This window comes from Xanthomonas sp. LMG 8993, from assembly GCF_009835065.2.
Classification (GTDB): domain Bacteria; phylum Pseudomonadota; class Gammaproteobacteria; order Xanthomonadales; family Xanthomonadaceae; genus Xanthomonas; species Xanthomonas arboricola.
This window is the reverse complement of the sequence record NZ_QVIF02000011.1, coordinates 1-18,120: the sequence shown is the minus strand read 5'-3', so window position 1 is coordinate 18,120 and position 18,120 is coordinate 1. Positions and strand designations below refer to the sequence as shown.

At 65.6% G+C, this 18,120-nt stretch carries 14 protein-coding genes; 6 read left to right on the top strand and 8 right to left on the bottom strand.

Going from position 1 to position 18,120, the window contains the following annotated elements:
- Positions 1 to 130: 130 nt before the first annotated feature.
- Both DYQ94_RS17575 and DYQ94_RS17570 read left to right on the top strand, forming a co-directional pair.
- The gene (locus DYQ94_RS17575; RefSeq protein ID WP_054592241.1) at positions 131 to 3,166 is read left to right on the top strand and encodes a TonB-dependent receptor domain-containing protein; all 3,036 of its coding nucleotides are present in this window, start codon (positions 131 to 133) and stop codon (positions 3,164 to 3,166) included.
- 107 nt (positions 3,167 to 3,273) lie between these two features.
- Positions 3,274 to 4,794 carry a tryptophan halogenase family protein gene (locus tag DYQ94_RS17570; RefSeq protein WP_104590377.1) on the top strand — a complete coding sequence of 507 codons (1,521 nt, stop codon included), beginning with the start codon at positions 3,274 to 3,276 and terminating at the stop codon, positions 4,792 to 4,794.
- 251 nt (positions 4,795 to 5,045) lie between these two features.
- Here the strand turns inward: DYQ94_RS17570 and pyrF are convergent, their stop codons facing one another.
- Both pyrF and DYQ94_RS17560 read right to left on the bottom strand, forming a co-directional pair.
- On the bottom strand, positions 5,046 to 5,777 hold the full coding sequence (gene pyrF / locus DYQ94_RS17565) for an orotidine-5'-phosphate decarboxylase (protein ID WP_160955249.1): 732 nt from the start codon (positions 5,775 to 5,777) through the stop codon (positions 5,046 to 5,048).
- A complete protein-coding gene (locus DYQ94_RS17560) occupies positions 5,774 to 6,739 on the bottom strand; it encodes a 5'-nucleotidase, lipoprotein e(P4) family (RefSeq protein ID WP_160955250.1) in 966 nt (321 codons plus the stop codon). Before DYQ94_RS17560 ends, pyrF begins: the two co-directional genes overlap by 4 nt.
- Positions 6,740 to 6,755: 16 nt before the next feature.
- Between DYQ94_RS17560 and DYQ94_RS17555 the strand changes: the two genes are divergently transcribed.
- Positions 6,756 to 6,962: a hypothetical protein gene (locus tag DYQ94_RS17555; protein ID WP_160955251.1), complete on the top strand. Its 207-nt coding sequence runs from the start codon at positions 6,756 to 6,758 to the stop codon at positions 6,960 to 6,962.
- Between the two features lie 57 nt (positions 6,963 to 7,019).
- Positions 7,020 to 7,688, top strand: coding sequence for a YceH family protein (locus DYQ94_RS17550; protein ID WP_160955252.1), 669 nt, complete (start codon positions 7,020 to 7,022; stop codon positions 7,686 to 7,688).
- Positions 7,689 to 7,820: 132 nt separating this feature from the next.
- Here the strand turns inward: DYQ94_RS17550 and DYQ94_RS17545 are convergent, their stop codons facing one another.
- The 3 genes from DYQ94_RS17545 to rep all read right to left on the bottom strand — a co-directional run bounded on the left by DYQ94_RS17545 (position 7,821) and on the right by rep (position 11,636).
- The gene (locus tag DYQ94_RS17545) at positions 7,821 to 8,855 is read right to left on the bottom strand and encodes a DUF4272 domain-containing protein (protein ID WP_160955253.1); all 1,035 of its coding nucleotides are present in this window, start codon (positions 8,853 to 8,855) and stop codon (positions 7,821 to 7,823) included.
- A 150-nt stretch (positions 8,856 to 9,005) separates the two neighbouring features.
- Entirely contained in the window at positions 9,006 to 9,596 is a 591-nt protein-coding gene (locus DYQ94_RS17540) for a GNAT family N-acetyltransferase (RefSeq protein ID WP_160955254.1), read from the bottom strand.
- Positions 9,597 to 9,659: 63 nt separating this feature from the next.
- Positions 9,660 to 11,636: a DNA helicase Rep gene (rep, locus tag DYQ94_RS17535; protein ID WP_024937657.1), complete on the bottom strand. Its 1,977-nt coding sequence runs from the start codon at positions 11,634 to 11,636 to the stop codon at positions 9,660 to 9,662.
- Positions 11,637 to 11,749: 113 nt separating this feature from the next.
- Between rep and DYQ94_RS17530 the strand changes: the two genes are divergently transcribed.
- A complete protein-coding gene (locus DYQ94_RS17530) occupies positions 11,750 to 12,415 on the top strand; it encodes a thymidine kinase (protein ID WP_024937658.1) in 666 nt (221 codons plus the stop codon).
- 206 nt (positions 12,416 to 12,621) lie between these two features.
- Positions 12,622 to 13,866 (top strand): GAF domain-containing sensor histidine kinase, encoded by a 1,245-nt coding sequence (locus DYQ94_RS17525; protein WP_024937659.1) that lies wholly within the window; start codon positions 12,622 to 12,624, stop codon positions 13,864 to 13,866.
- Positions 13,867 to 14,013: 147 nt separating this feature from the next.
- On the opposite strand, the gene DYQ94_RS17520 is transcribed toward DYQ94_RS17525, so the two are convergent.
- The 3 genes from DYQ94_RS17520 to mutM form a co-directional block, all read right to left on the bottom strand.
- Entirely contained in the window at positions 14,014 to 15,615 is a 1,602-nt protein-coding gene (locus DYQ94_RS17520; protein ID WP_160955255.1) for an OpgD/OpgG family glucan biosynthesis protein, read from the bottom strand.
- A gap of 68 nt (positions 15,616 to 15,683) precedes the next feature.
- The gene (locus DYQ94_RS17515; RefSeq protein ID WP_160955256.1) at positions 15,684 to 16,787 is read right to left on the bottom strand and encodes a DUF4380 domain-containing protein; all 1,104 of its coding nucleotides are present in this window, start codon (positions 16,785 to 16,787) and stop codon (positions 15,684 to 15,686) included.
- A gap of 183 nt (positions 16,788 to 16,970) precedes the next feature.
- Complete coding sequence (gene mutM, locus DYQ94_RS17510) at positions 16,971 to 17,786, bottom strand: bifunctional DNA-formamidopyrimidine glycosylase/DNA-(apurinic or apyrimidinic site) lyase (protein ID WP_126966969.1); 816 nt, start codon at positions 17,784 to 17,786, stop codon at positions 16,971 to 16,973.
- Positions 17,787 to 18,120: the final 334 nt, after the last annotated feature.

Here is an 18,120-nt window from a genome sequence, read left to right as displayed (position 1 = left end):
TTTTTGCTGTGTTTGCCGTCCCTGCTGTTTGTTTGTTGCCCGCTGTACCCGTTCCATCCACACCAAGCACCAACCTCGACGCGCCAGTCACTTCACTGGTTCGCGCTTTACCCCTGGGAGGGGGAAAGTCATGAAGACTCACCGCACCGTCTCCACCCTGCCGGCACGTAGCCTGTTGTGCTGCGCCCTGGCTGCCTCGTTGTTCGCCACCACCCCGGCCATGGCCCAGTCCAGCAACGCCACGTTGCGCGGACAGGTCGCTTCCGCACAGAGCGGCAGCGAGGTCGTCGTCACCAACCTTGCCACTGGCTCGGTGCGACGCGCACCGGTCAATGCCAACGGCAACTACACCATCGTCGGTCTGCAGCCGGGCACCTACAAGGTCGAATCCAATGGCGCCAGCCGCACGGTGACCCTGTCGGTGGCCTCCAGCGCCACCGTCGATCTCGGCACCGAGGCGGCCGCGGCGCCCGCCGGCGACGCGACCACACTGGACACGGTGACGGTCAGCGCGCCGATGATTCGCGACGTCAAGACCTCCGAGGTGGGCAACACCATTTCGGCGCGACAGATCCAGCAATTGCCGCAGGCCACGCGCAACTTCCTCGAGTTCGCCGACACCGTGCCGGGCATGGTGTTTCAGGTGGATGGCAACGGCAACACCAAGCTGCGCGGTGGCGCCTCCAATGCCAGCGCCGGCAATCTGTATATCGACGGCGTCGGCCAGAAGAGCTACGTGCGCAGCGGCGGCGTTGCCGGCCAGAGCGACACCCAGGGCAACCCGTTCCCGCAGCTGGCGATCGGCGAATACAAGGTCATCACCTCCAACTACAAGGCCGAATACGGCCAGATCAGTGGCGCGGCGATCACCGCGGCCACCAAGTCCGGCACCAACGAATTCCACGGTGAAGCCTTCTATCGCTACACCGACCAGGATCTGCGCGACAAGCGGCCCGACGAGGAAGCCAACGGCAAGATCGATTCGCAGACCAAGGAATACGGGTTTGCGTTGGGTGGGCCGATCATCCAGGACCGCATGCATTTCTTCGTTGCCTACGAAGGCAAGGAGAACGTCGCACCCAAGAGCGTGCAACCGAGCGCAGAGGCAGCCGCGTTCCTCAACCAGCTGCCTTCCGATCTGGCCAGCCAGTACGGCCCGGCCAACATGCCGTTCGAAGAAGACCTGTTCTTCGGCAAGATCGATTTCGAACCCACCGATCGCGATCGCATCGAGCTGAGCACGATCTATCGCGACGAGACCCAGACCGCCAACGTGGGCGGCACCAACACGCTCGCGCAAGCCACCGACAAGATCAACAAGGACAAGCGCACCAACCTGCGTTGGCAGCACAGTGCAGACAACTGGTTCAACGAGGTCATCGTCGGCACCGAAAACTCGGAGAACAACCCGACCCCGCGCACGCTGGGCAACGGCATCGTCTACACATATTTCCAGCCGCGTGCCGGCTCCACCGATATCGATGAGCGCACCTTCCTGACCACCGGTTCGGCCGGCGGCAGGAATGCGCAGCGCAAGAGCCAGAAGGGCTGGTTCCTGCAGAACGACCTGACCTTCACCAGCTTCCAGTGGCACGGCGAACACACCATCAAGATGGGTGTGAACTACAAGGACATCGAGCTGACCTCGCAGGACGCGGCCGCGCTGAATCCGCAGTTCAGCTACCGCGTCAACGGCGGCAGCGTGGAATCCACGCCGTATCGCGTCGACTTCATTGCGCCCTACACCACGCCCGGCCAGCGGGCGACGGTGGTATCGCCGTCCAAGCAGTACGGCATCTATCTGCAGGACGATTGGGCCGCCACCGACAAGCTGATGATCAACATCGGCGTGCGCTGGGATTACGAGGACACACCGGCCTACACCGACTTCGTGACCTCGCAGGCCTTCGTCGACGCGCTGTACGCCAACGATGCGGAAAACCCCGGTCAACCATGGGCCAACCGTCTGCTACCCAGCGGCATCAACGTGGCCGATTACATCAGCACCGGCAACAACCGCAAGAACTTCAAGGATGCCTGGGCTCCGCGCTTCGGTTTCTCCTACGACTTCTTCGGTGACGAGGCCGCCATCCTGCACGGCGGTGCCGCGCGTTCGTACGACCGCAACCTGTTCGAGCAGCTGGCCCTGGAAACCAGTAAGGCGGCGTTGTCGCCGGTCGCGGTGTATTTCGAAAACCCGGCAACCCAGCAGTGCTATCGCGCAGACCGCACGTGCGTTGCGTTCGACCCGCGTTACCTCAACGGCATCGATCAGCTCAACACCATTCCCGGTGTCGCTGGCAGCGCCGAGTTGTTCATGTTCAACAACAAGCTCAAGACGCCGTACAGCGACCAGTACAGCATCGGCATCACCAACCAGGTGGGCGACTGGCTGACCGATGTGACGTTCCAGCGCATCCTGAGCTACGACGGCTTCGCGATGGGCCTGATCAACCGCTATCCGGATGGCTCCTACTTCCAGAACGGCAACGTGCCGTGGGGCGAGCCGGTGCCGGGTTACCAGAACACTATTCTGGGCAGCAACGGCCTGGAGCAGCGCAACAGCCAGGTCCTGCTGTCGGCCGACAAGCCGTACACCAAGGAATCCGGTTGGGGCCTGACCCTGTCCTACACCCACACCAGCGCGCGCCAGAACCGCAACATTGATGAGCCGTACGGTTTCGACAAGGCGACCATCCGCGGCTATCCGTTCGTGAAGTCCGATGCCGTGGCCGCACATCGCTTTGTCGCTTCCGGTTCGATCGATGGTCCGTGGGGCGTCACCTTCGGTGCCAAGCTGGTGCTGGCAACGCCCGAGCCGATCAACACGATCGCCTGCTTCGGCTTCACCGATCCCGATGGCGCGACCTGCCAGCAGGTCGGTGTCACCCCGCCGGGCAGCGGCAAGTTCCTGGTCGGTGGCGATATCTGGGGCTACCGCACGGTGGACTTCCAGGCCACCAAGGAGTTCACCGTGGTCGGGGACTTCAAGCTCAACGCGCGCGTGAACCTGCTCAACGCCTTCAACTTCAAGAACTACAGCGCGTACGCCTACAACGGCTTCGGCAGCAACGGGCAGTTCGATCCGGACATCGCCATCAACACCAGTGGCGAAATCAACTACGTGCCGCGCAGTGTCGTGCTGGAAATCGGCGCCAAGTTCTGATTGGCCCCATCGCCACACGCGCCGACGTGGGCGTGTGGTAGTTCGAACGGGGCCGGCTGGCCCCGTTCGTTTGTCCGTCCGCCATCTTTGCCCAGGAACACACAGGCATGATCCCCGCTCCCCTCCGCAATATCGTCATCGTCGGCGGTGGCACCGCCGGCTGGATGGCCGCCGCGGCGTTCGCGCGCGTGCTCGGCCCCGGCTTCAAGGTGCAGCTGATCGAGTCCGAACAGCTCGGCACCGTCGGCGTCGGCGAGGCCACCGTGCCGCACATCAAGGCCTTCAATAACCTGCTCGGCATCGATGAAGCCGAGTTCGTCCGCCAGACCCAGGGCAGCTTCAAGCTCGGCATCGAGTTCGTCGACTGGCAGCGGCCCGGCACGTCGTACATCCATGGCTTCGGCACCCAGATTGGGCACCCGCTTGGGCTGCTGCCGTTCCACCAGTACTGGATCAAGCAGCACGCGCGCGGCAAGGCGCAGCCGTTGGGCGCCTATACGCTCAACACCGTGGCCGCGGTGCGCGGCAAGTTCATGACCTCGGCCGGCGATGTGCCGGCCAATTCGCCGCTGGCCAATATCGCCTACGCGTATCACTTCGATGCCACGCAGTACGCGCGCTTCTTGCGCACTTACGCCGAACAGCGCGGCGTCACCCGTATCGAAGGCCTGGTCGAGCAGGTGCAGCTGCATGCGGACAGCGGCCACGTGCAATCGCTGCAGCTGGCCTCAGGGCAGGTCGTCAGCGGCGACCTGTTCATCGACTGCTCCGGCTTCCGTGGGCTGTTGATCGAAGAAGCGCTGCACACCGGCTACCACGACTTCACCCATTGGCTGCCCTGCGACCGCGCCCTGGCGGTGCCGAGCGAAAACGTCGGCCCGCCCACGCCGTATACGCGCTCCACCGCGCGCGCGGCCGGCTGGCAGTGGCGCATCCCGCTGCAGCACCGCACCGGCAACGGCTATGTGTACTCCAGCGCGCACATCAGCGACGACGAAGCCGCCGCCACGCTACTGGCCAACCTGGACGGCAAGCCGTTGGCCGACCCGCGCCCGCTGCGCTTCACCACCGGGCGCCGCAAGCAGTTCTGGAACCGCAATGTGGTGGCGCTGGGCCTGGCCAGCGGCTTCCTGGAACCGCTGGAATCGACCAGCATCCATCTGATCCAGGCCGGCATTTCCCGGCTGCTGGAGCTGTTTCCACGCGAGGGCATCAGCCCGGTGCTGGTGCAGCGCTACAACGACCGGCTGGCATTCGAGTTCGACCGCATCCGCGATTTCCTGGTGCTGCACTACCACGCCACCGAGCGCGACGACAGCGCGTTCTGGCGCCACTGCCGCACGATGCCGATCACCCCGGAACTGCAGACCACGCTGGACCTGTTCCGCGACAGCGGGCGCTTCTACCGCAATGCCGAGGAGATGTTCGCCGAGATCAGCTGGGTGCAGGTGATGGTCGGCCAGGGCATCCTGCCGCAGGGCTACCACCCGCTGGTGGACCAGGTACCCGATCACGACGCCGAACGCTTCCTGGCCAGCGTGGCGCAGACCATCGGCCACTGCGTGGACGTCATGCCGACCCACCAGCAGTTCATCGATCGCTACTGCAAGGCAGCGGCGCCGCGTTGAGCGACGGCACCGCCGACGCAGTCGCTGCAAGCACCGATCGGCAGGCAAAAAAAAGGACCGGGCACAAGGCCCGATCCCTTCGAAAACCGGGACAAGCCCGGTGGACAATGAGTGGCACAGCTTCCGACTGACATCGGACGAGGGGCATCGTACGCAGGCTTTAACGTTAAAGCAACACTTTAATTCTATCGCTTTAACTTATTGATTTTGCTTGCTTGCACCATGCGCAGCGTGCACCAACCCATGCTCCTTCAGTGCTGCTCCGCTCGCAGCACTGCCTGGATCTCGGCCTGGATCGCATTCGCCGCAGCGGCCGGATGGGCCGCCAGGCGGATCGGCCGGCCGACCACGATGGCATCGGCGCCGTCGTGGAAGGCCTGCGCCACACCCACGGTGCGTTGCTGATCGTCGCCGACCGGGCCGCCTGGGCGGATGCCGGGGCAGACGATTGAAAACCCCGCGCCGGTGGCGCTACGGATCGGGCCGGCCTCCTGGCCGGAGGCGATCACCCCGTCGATGCCGGCGGCCTGCGCGGCCAGCGCGCGCTCCACCACCACCTCCACCGGTTCGCGGTCGATGCCCATCGCCGCCAGGTCCGGCCGGCCCATCGAGGTCAGCACGGTCACCGCCAGCAGGCGCATGTCGCCGTGGTTGGCCTCGGCGGCGGCCTGCAGCATGCCGGCGTGCCAGCCGTGCACGGTGCAATAGCTCACCGGCCACTGCGCAAGGCGGCGGATGGTGCCGGCCACGGTGGCCGGGATGTCGAAGAACTTCAGGTCCACGAACACGCGCTTGTCGCGCCTGGCCAGGGCGTCGAGTACCTGGAAATACTCGCCGGAGGCCAGCAGTTCCATGCCGATCTTGTAGAAGGACACCGACTCGCCCAGGCGGTCGACCCAGGCGATCGCCTCGTCGTGGCCGGGCACATCCAGCGCGAAGATCAGCCGCTCGTGCGCGGCCAGCGGCAACGGGGCGCGGCTCATCGGGCCACCTCCAGCGCGGCGCGCTTGGCATCGTGGCGCTGCTGCCAGGGCTGGGCGTAATCGTTGTTGAACTGCGCCGGCTCCCAGCCGCCGTAGCTGGGGTTGGGCAGCATCCACCAGCGCTCGCCGAACCAGTCGTGGTACTGCTGCAGCAGCGCGCCACGCGCCTGGCCGGTGTTGGCGGTGACCTGCACGAAGTCGCCCAACTGGTCGCCGAACTGCATCAGCACGCGGTATTTCTGGCCGGCCAACTGGCGCCGGCAGTTCTTCTCGCTGCCGTTCTGCTCGCAGCCCTGGACCACGGTGCCAAGGCCCAGAAACACGCTGTCATCGGCCACCGGCAGCCCGACGCTGCGCAGGTTGGCAAGCGTGGCGTCCTTCAGGTGCACGGCGCGGTTGGAGATGTAGACCAGGGTGATGCCGCGAGCGTTGGCGGCCTTGGCGAAATCCACCACGCCCGGGATCGGCTTGGCCTTCTTCTCGGCCACCCACTGGTCCCAACTCAGCTCGTCGTATTCCTTGCCGTCGCGCAGCAGGCGCGCCTGGTACGGCGAGTTGTCCAGCACCGTCTCGTCCACGTCCAGCACCACCGCCGGCTTCAGCCCGGTGGCGGCATTGCCGCGTTCCTCGGGCACCAGCGCGTCCCAGTTGGGCTGCTTCAGCGCAGCGTCCAGCTTGTCGGCAGCGGCGCGGTAGGTCTGCTCGGCCACGGCGCGGTATTCCTCCGAGCGCTGCATCCACAACACTGCGTTGAGGTTGTCGTCGCCGGCCGGCACGGTGGCGGCTGCGGGCGGCGTGGCGGTCTTGGCTGCGGCGGCGCCGGCGGCCGCATTGGCGGACACGGCGGCGTCCTGCGCGCGCTGCGCCAGCTCCTTGTCGCCGGGTTTGCAGGCGCTCAGGGCCAGCGCAGTGCAGGCGAGCAGGGACAACGGGGCGTAAAGCGAGGGGCGCATGGCATCCACCAGGACAGGAGCGGCAATGAAGACCGCGATTTTAGCGGGTTCGCGCCGCGCCGCCCGCTCTGGCCGACAGCAGTGCTGCGGGCAGCGGCACGTGCGCACGCACGGCGACGTGGTCACCGTGGGATTTGCTGGCGTTGCACGCGTGCTTCATGCGCCTTCAACGACTGACGGCCGCTTCGATCCCGTTGCCGCTCTGGCTGCCCTGCATGGGATCGCGGCCTGAAGAACGCCGATACAGGATCGGCATATGCTTGTGCGCTGATTGCCCCGGAGTCGCCCCATGACAGATGCACCTTCCCCGCCCGTCCTCGATACCGCCCAGGCCCGCGTGCTCGGCTGCCTGATCGAAAAAGAGGCGACCACGCCGGATGCGTATCCGCTCACGGTCAATGCCGCGCAGGTGGCCGCCAACCAGAAGACCGCACGCGAGCCGGTGCTGAACCTGCAGACAGGCGTGGTGCATCACGCCCTGCGTCAACTCGAAACCCTGGGGCTGGTCCGCCAGCAGTTCTCCTCGCGCGCCGAGCGTTACGAACACCGGCTGGGCAGCGTGCTGGACCTGACCCGCCAGCAGGTGGCCCTGATCGGCCTGTTGCTGCTGCGCGGCCCGCAGACGCTGGGCGAGCTGTTCGCGCGTAGCGAGCGGCTGGCGCGCTTCAACGATGCCGACGACGTACGCCACCATCTGGACCGGCTCATCCAGCGCGGCCTGGCGGTGCAACTGCCGCGTGCCAGCGGCCAGCGCGAGGACCGCTACATGCATCTGCTCAGCGGCGAGCTGGATCTGGACGCACTGCAGGCCGCGGCGGCACGCGCTGCGCCAGGCCCCCGCAGCAGTGCCGACAGCAGCGAGCTGGAAGCGCGCGTACAAACGCTGGAAGCCACCGTCGCCGAGCTGCAGGATGCGCTGGCCGCCGTGCAGGCGCGCCTGGAGGCGGCTGGCGCCTAGCGCGACGGTCCGCACCTGGAGATGCCCGCTTCACATCGACCCCTGCGCGGGGCGCAAAGCACGCAACGACCAGCCAGACCGCCAGACGACGCGCAGGCCGCGCAGTGACGGCGCAGCGTGCGGCCGGCCCGCTTACGTCGGCGTATCCACCTCATCCCAGTCGGCGTCTTCGAAGTGCAGCAGCCAGTTGAGGGTGTAGTGACGCTCGTAGACCACGCCCGGCACGATGCCGGCCGGTGGCGGTTGCTCGCTCTGGCCGGCCTGGCGCACCGCCCAATGCAGGCGCAAGTGCCGGTCCAGCGCATCCAGCAGCTCGGGCACCGGCCGTAGCGTCAGCGACGGCCGCGTCGCGGCTTCGGCATGCTCCAGCGCGCGCTGGGCCGCCAGGGGCACATCGCACAGGTCGGTCGGCTCCGGCAGCGCCTCGGCCAGCCCCAGGGCCCACTGCAGCACGGCCAGGCTCTCGTAGCGCCAGCCGAAGTTGGCGAGCTGCTGGGGCTCCGGCGCAGGCTGGGCAAAAAAGGCGCGCTCCTGCGGCGACAGTGCCGCCGCCACACCGGGCAGGCGGGTGTCCATCGCTTCCAACGCCGGTGGCGCATCGCCGGCGGCCAGCATCTCCGCACGCAAGGCCACCGCAAACAACGCCAGCATGCGCTGCGTCACCGCCTCCGCATCGCGCACCCGTGCTTCGGCCTCGCCAGGCACCGGCGGCAGGCTGGGTGGCACGCGAATGCCTTGCGCGGTCAGCTGCGCGAGTTGCTGCGCACGCCGCTGCAAGGCATCCGGCGGATACGGCACCTGCGCCTGCTCATCGATCGCCGGCTCGCCCTGGCTGATCAGCACCCGCCCCTGCGGGTCGCGCACGCTGCCATCGGCCAGAAAACACACCGCATTGGCCTGCTCGGCCCATTGCGCCAATTCCCCGAAAGCCGCATCGTCGACCTCGAAGGTGAAGTGCTGGCGCACCCGCTGCACATGCCGCATCAGGTGATAGCGCGGCTGAGTCATCTGGCCGTCGCCGGCCTGACTCACGTAGCCGACGAAACCATGCAGATGCGTGGCCAATTCCGGATCGGCGTGGTCGCGGTGCTGCACGGCGACGCGCGGCAGGAAATCCGGCCACAACGGCTCGCGCAGTGTGGAATAGGCGTTGACCAGCAATGGCATGCAAGTGTCCTTGTTGGGGCGACGGACACAACGACGGCGCTTATCGCCAGGCAGGTGCGGTGCGGAGTCGCTGCGCCGTTCGTCTACCGAAGTGCCTGCGCGCCGTGCCCGCCACGCTGACGACTGTTTGCTGCGTTGTGTCGGCCGCGTTCAGCGGTGAGAGTCGCCGCCAGGGTGCCGCAGGCCTGCCCGGCTGTCCATGTCGGCCGGAGCGAGCGCGATCGTGTAATACAGCACCGGATGGTCCTCCTGGCTCAACACGCGCAGGCCTTGCCGCTGCAACCCAAGTTTTTCCAGCGCGCGAATCGAATCGGCATTGTCCGGCGACACGATCGCGCACAACTGCGGCAACCCCAGCACATCACGCGCATGGTCCAGCACCGCGCGCCCGGCCTCGCTGACATAGCCCTTGCCGCGGTGCTCGGGCAGCAGCGCAAAGCCGATATGCGGCATCGGCAAGGTATCGCGGCACAACAACCCCAATGTGCCGGCAAACGCCCCTTCCGCGCGCGTCTCCACCGCCCAGTGCGCAAAGCCGTATTTTTCCTGGTGCGCCTGCGCCCACTCACGCAGATGATCACGCGCCTGCTCGCGGGTGCGCACACCGCGGTCGTTGATGCCGGCGATGAAGCCGGGGTCGTTGACCAGCGTCAGCACTGCGTCGGCATCGCGCTCGGGATCCAATGTCCGCAGGCGCAAACGCGGGGTTTCGATCACGTCAGTCACGGCGCACTCCAGCATCAGGGCAAACCAGACTGCCGTGCAGGCGTGTCGCTGGCAAGCCTGCGCGGTACGCAACAACCGCTAGTCGAACAACGCCTGGATCGCCGCCAAGCCCGCACTGGCGCGCTCTTTCTTGCGCTCGGCATCGGCCACTGGGTCGGCACCATCGCGCTGCAATTCTTCGGCCGGGATCTCGTCGAAGAAGCGGCTGGGCTTGAGCCGCACATGCTCGCCGAACTTGCGCGTCAATTTGCTGTGGCTCATCCACAGCTGCTCCTTGGCCCGGGTGATGCCCACATACAGCAGCCGGCGCTCTTCCTGCAGGTTGCCTTCTTCCAGGCTCACTTCATGCGGCAGCACGCCGTCCTCGCAGCCGACGATGAACACGTAACGGAATTCCAGGCCCTTGGACGCGTGCATGGTCATCATGCGTACCTGGTTGCCGCCATCGTCCTTGTCGTTGCGCGACAACAACGCCAGCTGCGCGGCCAGATCGCTGGCACTTGCACCACGCGGCCCGCCTTCGAACCACTCGGCCAGCTCGTCCAGATTGCGCTTGCGCCGCTGGAAGCCGGTTTCGTCCTTGGACTGATTGCGCAGGTCGTTGAGCAGGCCGGATTTGTCGGCCAGCATGCGCACCAGTTCCCCCGCCGGCAGCCTGGCCGAATGCTCGCGCATATCGCGCAGGATATCGGTGAACGCACTCAGGCCATTGGCCGCACGCGGCGGCAGGTGCTGCAGCGCGCCCATCGACTCGGCCGCGCGCGACATCGGCACCGACTTCGCACTGGCAAGCTCGGCCAGCCGCGCCAGCGAGGTCGCACCGACCTCGCGCTTGGGCGACTGCACCGCGCGCAAAAACGCCGCGTCATCTTCGGGGTTGACGATCAGCCGCAACCACGACAGCACGTCCTTGACTTCCTGCCGCTCCAGAAACGCAGTGCCGCCGGTCAGGTGATACGGCACGCGCAGCAGCTGCAGCGCCTTTTCCAACGGCCGCGATTGGAAATTGCCGCGAAACAGGATGCAGAAATCGCTCCACGGCACCTGCTTGGCGGTGCCGAGGAACGAGATCTCGGCGGCGACCTTTTCCGCTTCGTGCTCGCTGTCGCGGCATTCCCACACGCGGATGCGCTCGCCGTCGGCCTGATCGCTCCACAAGGTCTTCAAATGCTCGTGCGGGTTGTGCGCGATCAAGGCATTGGCCGCACGCAGCACGCGGTTGGAGCAGCGGTAATTCTGTTCCAGCTTGATGATTTCCAGCGCCGGATAATCGCGCCCCATCTGCTGCAGGTTTTCCGGATTGGCACCGCGCCAGGCGTAGATGCTCTGATCGTCGTCGCCCACGCAGGTGAAGTTGCCGCGCGGCCCGGCCAGCATTTTCAGCAGCCGGTACTGCGCATCGTTGGTGTCCTGGCACTCGTCCACCAGCAGGTAGCCGATGCGCTCGCGCCAGCCCATCACGATCTCTTCGTTGGCCTCCAGGATCTGCACCGGCAGGCGGATCAGGTCGTCGAAGTCCACTGCGTTGAAGGTGGTCAGCCGCGCCTGGTAGCGCTCGTACAGGCTGGCGGCTTCCTTTTCGCGGTTGCTGCGTGCCGCCGCCATCGCCTGTTCGGGTGACAGGCCGGCGTTCTTGGCGCGCGAGATCAGGTTCTTGGCATCTTCGATCGCATCGGGCTTGGCGCCGTGCATCAGGTCCTTGATCTGGGCGGCGGCATCGTCGGAATCGAAGATCGAAAAGCCGCGCTTCAAGCCGGCAGCGGCGTGCTCGATCTGCAGGAACTTCAGCCCCAGCGCGTGGAAGGTACAGATGGTCAGGCCATCGGCGCCATCGCCACGGATGCGCTTGGCCACACGCTCGCGCATCTCCTTGGCCGACTTGTTGGTGAAGGTGATCGCGGCGATGCGCTTGGCCGGATAGCGGCCGGTGGCGATCAGGTGCGCGATCTTCTCCACGATCACGCGCGTCTTGCCGCTGCCGGCACCGGCCAGCACCAACAAGGGACCTTCGCAGTGCAACACTGCGGCGCTTTGCGGGGGATTGAGACCGTGCATAGAGGCTTCCAACAGAGCAGGCCATTGTAACGGCGCCGCGCCGGGCAGGCCTGCGCCACCGGTTCATGCAGATGGCCGTCACCGCCGGCCGCCCGGCCCGGTAAAATCCACCAATGGCCAAGCTCTACTTCTACTACTCGGCAATGAATGCCGGCAAGACCACCACCTTGCTGCAGTCGGCGCACAACTACCGCGAACGCGGCATGCGCACCTTGATCCTCACGCCCAAGCTCGATCACCGCGCCGGCAGCGGCGTGGTGGCCTCGCGGATCGGCCTGCGCGCGGACGGGCGCACCTTCGATCGCGGCACCGAGTTGCAGCAACTGATCGAACGCGACATCCAGGCCGAAGGCGCGCTGCATTGCGTGCTGGTGGACGAGGCGCAGTTCCTCAACCGTGGCCAGGTCTGGCAGTTGAGCGAGGTGGTCGACCGCCTGCGCATTCCGGTGCTGTGCTACGGCCTGCGCACCGACTTCCGCGGCGAGCTGTTCGAGGGCAGCCAGTTCCTGCTGGCCTGGGCCGACGAGCTGGAGGAGATCAAGACCATCTGCCACAGCGGCAGCAAGGCCACCATGACCGTACGCGTGGATGCGCAAGGCCACGCCGTGCAGGACGGCCCGCAGGTGGAGATCGGCGGCAACGAGCGCTACGTGTCGGTCAGCCGCGCCGAGTTCAAGAAGATCATGCGTGGCGAAGGCCGCATCGACCCGCTGCAGATCGCGTTGCCGCTGCCGCCTGCGGGCTCGTCGGACAGGGAAACCGGCACGGGGACGGGCTGAAGAATTCAGCCGAAACGCTATCGACGCATTGCCCCGGTATGCACGTGTGATGCGCCGCTAAACCCCTGCAGGCATTCGATCGCCGCTGTATTTCCGCTACACATCAACAGGCGTATCGTTGCCGTGCCGTTGCAGCGATCCACGCGCAACCAGGCGCAACCGCAGTCCTGTAAACTGGCGACCATCCACTTGTCGGGAGGCAATTCATGGGTCCGCTTCCTCCCGAGTTACGCGCAGATATCGCGCGTGTTGGCCGGCTATCGTCGGTCCCGGATGTCCTGACCATTCTCACCCGTCTGACCGGCATGGGGTTCGCGGCTGTTGCGCGCGTGACCGATACGCGCTGGATCACCTGCCAGGTCCGCGACGAGCTGTCGTTCGGCCTGGCGCCCGGCGACGAGCTGCCCCTGGTCACCACCTTCTGCGACAGCGTGCGTACCCAGGGCAACGCCTTGTGGTTCGGCCATGCCTCCGAGCACCCCGTCTTCCGCGACCACCCCACGCCGCGGCTGTATGGCTTCGAGAGCTATGTGTCGGTGCCGATCAAATTCGACGACGGCAGCGTGTTCGGCACCTTGTGCGCGCTGGACCCGCTGCCGCGCGTCATGGATGCGCCGATGGTGGAAAAGGTCGAGCTGCTGGCGCAACTGCTGGCAGCGCAGATCCAGGCCGAGCAGCGCGCCGAAGAGAGCGCGCAGGAATCGCGGCGCGCACGCAGCGAACTGGGGCGTATCGGCGCCTCCGCGCGCCTGCGCGAAGAATTCATCGGCATCCTTGGCCACGATCTACGTAACCCACTGCAGTCCATGCATGCGGTGGTGGACATGCTGGCGATCGACCCGCTCAACCAGCGCCAGGGCGGCGCGATCCGGTCGATGCAGCGCAGCCTGCGGCGCATGGAAGAACTGATCGACTTCGCCAACGATTTCGCGCGCGGTATCGAACGCGACTGGCTGCAACTGGACTACGGCAACGGCAGCGATCTGCTCGATGCCTTGTCGCAGGTCGTCGACGAAACCCGCGCCGCGTATCCGAACCAGGTGTTGTCCACGCATGTGGCCATCGACGAGCCGGTGCATGGCGATGCGGTGCGCCTGGCACAGATGTTCGGCAGCCTGATGATCAACGCCGTGGTGCAGGGGCAACAAAGTTCGCTGATCAAGGCGGTCGCGGTCACCGAGCAGGGCCGCCTGCGCATCGAGGTCTGCAATCTGGACGGGATCGATCCGCGCCGGCTCGACGTGCTGCAGGCCTCCACCCACGTGCACACTGGCGGACGCGCCTTGCCCGAAGTGGATCTGGGCCTGCACATGGCCGCCCAGATCGCCCGGGCCCATCAGGGCGAACTGCGCATCCTCAGCGGCAAGGACGGCACCTGCTTCCGGGTGGACCTGGCCTGCGTGCGTCCGCGTGCGCGCATGCAGTTGGTCAACAGCTCGACGTCGGCCTGAGTCCGCGGCGCCTGGGCGACGCATCCGCGACTTTGCGGCTGTAACGCAGCCGCGGTCGCCATTCGAAATCGGCGGCCTGTCGTCACTGCGCCATCCGCACCTGCGTGACAGTCGCCCACCTTATCGGTCGCGCGACGTCCCTGTGCGCTAGTAGACCTTGCGCTCGCTCGCCGGCGGCGGCGTCCACTGGTACAGCCAGGTTTCGGTCAGCGGCTTGCCGTTGGCGCGCAGGAACAGGCGGATATCGATCTGCCGGGTGCTGTCATCCGGCGGCACCAGGTCGAACATCGCCCGGTAGCCCTTGAGCTCATGCAGCGGACGCGCCGACACGATCTCGGTGCTGCCACGCGACACCTGGAGGATGGCCTCGACCTTGGCTTTGGGGTCCTTGGCCAACGCCGCCAGTTCGCCCCCGGCAAAATCCACCGCAAACCGCCACGAGAAATGGCTGCGCTTCTGCCCGACGATGCCGCCCAGGCCGGTGCGCGTGGCCACGCAATGCGCCAGCGGCGAGCTGGCCGGCGGATGCGCACCCCAATACAACCGGTACCCCATCAGCAACTCTTGCCCCGGCTGCGGCTTGTCCTGCGGATTCCAGAACGCCACGATGTTGTCGAAGGTCTCGTCCACGGTCGGAATCTCGACCAGCTGCACCGAGCCCTTGCCCCAGCCGTTCTTGGGTTCCACCCACAGGCAGGGGCGCTTCTCGTAGAACACGCCGTCGTCCTGGTAATGGTCGAAGTTGCGATCGCGCTGCAGCAGGCCGAATCCGCGCGGATTCTCATCGACGAACATGTTGAAGCGCAGCTGCAGCGGGTTGCACAGCGGCCGCCAGATCCACTCGCCACCGCCGGTCCACATCGCCAGGCCATCGGTGTCGTGGATTTCCGGCCGCCAGTCCCAGTCCATGCGGCGATCGTTTTCGCCGACCTGGTACATGCTGGTGCACGGGCCGATGCCCAGCCGTTCGATGGTCTTGCGCGGGTAGAGCGCGCTGTCGATCTCCATCACCAGCACTTCGCCATTGGTGATGGCGAAGCGATACGCACCGGCAACGCTGGGCGAATCCAGCAGCCCGTACACCACCACGGTGTTCGAATCGTCGGCCGGCTGCTCCAGGTAATAGGCAATGAAGTCCGGGAACTCCTCCGGCCCACCGGTACCGGTGTCGATCGCCAGCCCGCGCGCCGACTGCCCGTACTGGCCTTCCTTGCCGACCGCACGGAAATAGCTCGCGCCCAGGAAGGCCGAGAAATCGCGATCGGTGTCCTTGCGCGTATTGAGACGGAACCCGGCAAAGCCCAGGTCCTTGGGCAACTGCTTGCCGCCCAGCCCGCTGCTGCCGTAATCGAACGCCGCCGGGTCGTAGGCAAGTTGCTGCGCCTTTCCATCGACGATGTCGTAGATATGCACGGGGGTGTGGAAATACAGCCCCAGATGAAAGAACTTCGCCTGGAACTTGCCGTTGCCGTCCGCCCATAGCGCATGGTCCTGGCGGTAGCGGATCGACTGGTATTGATCCCAGTTCAACGCCTCCAACGACCCCGGAAGCAGCTGCTTATGGCTCTTGTAAGGCGCCGTGGCCAACGCACGCGCCTGCCCCTTGAGCCAGCCATAGTCGAATGGCTGCGGCTGCCCCAGGCGACGCAGACCAACGGCCTTGGCCGCCAACGCCCACTGCGGCAGCGCCGGCAAACCGAGCGCGGCCAATGCGGCGGCGGCATTCTTCAGGAAGTGGCGTCGTTGCATGCGCATCGGTCTGCTCAGGGAATGGCCGCCATCATAGCCACAGCTCGGCACGGAGGTGAATGCGGAGGTCAGGGCGCGGCAGACGAAGGCGCGCACGCATTGGTCAGCTGCAGCTCCTGCGCCTTGCTGCACAGGAACTGATGTTGCGCCTGCTGCACGTCGGGTCCGGTGTAGCGCAGCAAGGTCCATTGCTCGTTCGCCTGCATGCGCTCGTCCGGCGCCAGCCGCCGGTACGGCGCGTGCACTTCCATTTCCAGCAGCCCGCGCTCGGGATGCTGCGGCGGCGCGTCCAGATACAGCTCCACCTGCCCTTGCTCCGGATGGATCGCGGACAGCGGCTGGTGCGCAAAGCGGATCACCAGCACCTGGTCGCCCGCAAAGCCTGCCATCCAGCCTGCCGAAGGCTGCAACAACACCTTGCCACGCTGAATCAGCCCGTCCTGACGTGCATCGGCACGCAATGCAAACACGCCGCCGTGATGCCGGTAGGCCGGCGCAACCGTACCGGCCTCGGTCGGCGGCTGGAGGCGAATGTCTGCCGCGTCGGCAACCGGTACGAATACACGCGTGCCCGCCGCGACCCGCGTGTTGAACCACAGATCCCAGGTGATCGACTCCTTGCGAATATTCCGAGCGATTGCTTCTACCTCCACGGTATCGGCACGCGTGGATGCAAGAGTCACCCGCTTGCGTAGCTGCACGCCGGTGACCGGACTGGGCACGCCTTCCAGGATCAGTTGATCGTCACTACGCGTGACTGCACGTGTGGTTGCCAACGACAGATACGGATCCGGTGGCCAAACTGCGGTGGCCGCCTTACGTGTCGGGTTGACCTGTTGATGCACCCACCACTGACTCTGCGGCCCTACCCAGACATCGTGGCCGAGGTACGGGATATCGCCTGCAGTCGCGGACACTTCTGGCGCGGGCTGCTGATCAACCGCCTCGCCGGTCTTCAACACGTTGGGGTGTCCACGCAAATTGAAGGACAGCACGCGCCCACCGAACGCGGGCGTGGCACTGAGTTCAACAACCCCGTTGTGCAACTGGATGCGCTCAACTGCGGGTTTGGTGCTGGACATAAGCTCATCCGCGCATGCGCCTGTTGCCAGCGGCAACGCTGATGTACCCACAAACATGATTGGCGTTAAGTAGCGCAGTGAGGCAGGCATGGACGGCTCCAATCGCAGGACGTCACGATTGTGGCGCGATGCACGGCAACGCACCATCAAGCAATCGGCCACTGTGGCTCCAAGGTCCCGTTTGCTGTTATCCGAGGGCTAACGGCCAGCGGTCGTCACTGATCCAGAACTGGAGGCTGGTGTTTCGATCAGCGTGGGTCACCTGTCCGGCGTTCAACGTTGGCAACTGCTGCACCACACCGTCGCACGTTGCCCGATCGTGGCGTGTTTCAACACACGTCCACACTGCTTGCAGGTTTCACCCTCGCGCCCATACACCGTGAGTTCCTGCTCGAAGTAACCGGGCGCCCCGTCCGGGCTGATGAAATCGCGCAGCGTGGTTCCGCCACGCTGGATGGCGTAACCGAGGATGTCTTTCACTGCCGTGGCCAGACGCCGGTAACGGTCCAACGACACTTTGCCCGCTTCGCGTAATGGGCTGATTCCGGCGCGATGCAGGCTTTCTGCCGCATAGATATTCCCCACGCCGACGACGACCGCCTGATCCATCAGAAAGGTTTTCACTGCCGCGCGCCGGCCATGCGCCAATGCATGCAGATAATCGCCAGTAAATGCATCCGATAAGGGTTCCGGGCCGAGTGCCGCCAGCAGATCGTGCACGTGTGCATCGCTCTGCCACAACAGGCAACCAAACCGACGCGGATCGTTGAAGCGCAGGACACGGCCATTTTCCAGGCTGATATCCACGTGATCGTGCGCCCGCGGCGGGGTATCGCCGGGTAAGACGCGCAGGCTTCCGGACATTCCAAGATGCAGCAGCGCGCTGCCGCCGGCATCTGTATCGATCAACAGGTATTTGGCCCGGCGACGCACATCGGTGATGGTCGCACCGGGCAACAAGCGCTCGATCTGCTCGGGAATGGGCCAGCGCAGGTCGGGGCGTCGCAGGATGACGCCATGGATGCGTTGGCCAACCAGATGCGGAGCCAGTCCACGCAAGGTGGTTTCGACTTCGGGCAGCTCGGGCATGCAGGTCTCCAATTGGCCAGGCCGGCGGTGCACCGACACCGATTCAATATGGTGACCAACGGCAGTAAATCCAGCTCGTCGCCCCAGCCTCGTTACGATGCTCGATTGCGCCTGGAGCGTCCGAGTGTTTGATTGCCCTGGCGCTACTCGGCTTCAGCTCTGCCTCTGGCTCTGGCTCTGGCTTTAGCTCTGGCTTCGGCTTTGGCTTTGGCTTTGGCTTTGGCTAAATTTCGCACAAAAAGAAACCCTCAGTCCTGTTGGACTGAGGGTTTCGGGTAAAGCCCCTGGCGATGACCTACTCTCGCATGGCTTGAGCCACACTACCATCGGCGCA

What these genes read in the sequence shown, in the direction of transcription:
- DYQ94_RS17575 (WP_054592241.1), top strand. Translation starts at nt 131, where the DNA reads ATGAAGACTCACCGCACCGTCTCCACCCTGCCGGCACGTAGCCTGTTG.
- DYQ94_RS17570 (WP_104590377.1), top strand. Translation starts at nt 3,274, where the DNA reads ATGATCCCCGCTCCCCTCCGCAATATCGTCATCGTCGGCGGTGGCACC.
- pyrF (WP_160955249.1), bottom strand. Translation starts at nt 5,777, where the DNA reads ATGAGCCGCGCCCCGTTGCCGCTGGCCGCGCACGAGCGGCTGATCTTC.
- DYQ94_RS17555 (WP_160955251.1), top strand. Translation starts at nt 6,756, where the DNA reads ATGAAGACCGCGATTTTAGCGGGTTCGCGCCGCGCCGCCCGCTCTGGC.
- DYQ94_RS17550 (WP_160955252.1), top strand. Translation starts at nt 7,020, where the DNA reads ATGACAGATGCACCTTCCCCGCCCGTCCTCGATACCGCCCAGGCCCGC.
- DYQ94_RS17545 (WP_160955253.1), bottom strand. Translation starts at nt 8,855, where the DNA reads ATGCCATTGCTGGTCAACGCCTATTCCACACTGCGCGAGCCGTTGTGG.
- DYQ94_RS17540 (WP_160955254.1), bottom strand. Translation starts at nt 9,596, where the DNA reads ATGCTGGAGTGCGCCGTGACTGACGTGATCGAAACCCCGCGTTTGCGC.
- rep (WP_024937657.1), bottom strand. Translation starts at nt 11,636, where the DNA reads ATGCACGGTCTCAATCCCCCGCAAAGCGCCGCAGTGTTGCACTGCGAA.
- DYQ94_RS17530 (WP_024937658.1), top strand. Translation starts at nt 11,750, where the DNA reads ATGGCCAAGCTCTACTTCTACTACTCGGCAATGAATGCCGGCAAGACC.
- DYQ94_RS17525 (WP_024937659.1), top strand. Translation starts at nt 12,622, where the DNA reads ATGGGTCCGCTTCCTCCCGAGTTACGCGCAGATATCGCGCGTGTTGGC.
- DYQ94_RS17520 (WP_160955255.1), bottom strand. Translation starts at nt 15,615, where the DNA reads ATGCAACGACGCCACTTCCTGAAGAATGCCGCCGCCGCATTGGCCGCG.
- DYQ94_RS17515 (WP_160955256.1), bottom strand. Translation starts at nt 16,787, where the DNA reads ATGCCTGCCTCACTGCGCTACTTAACGCCAATCATGTTTGTGGGTACA.
- mutM (WP_126966969.1), bottom strand. Translation starts at nt 17,786, where the DNA reads ATGCCCGAGCTGCCCGAAGTCGAAACCACCTTGCGTGGACTGGCTCCG.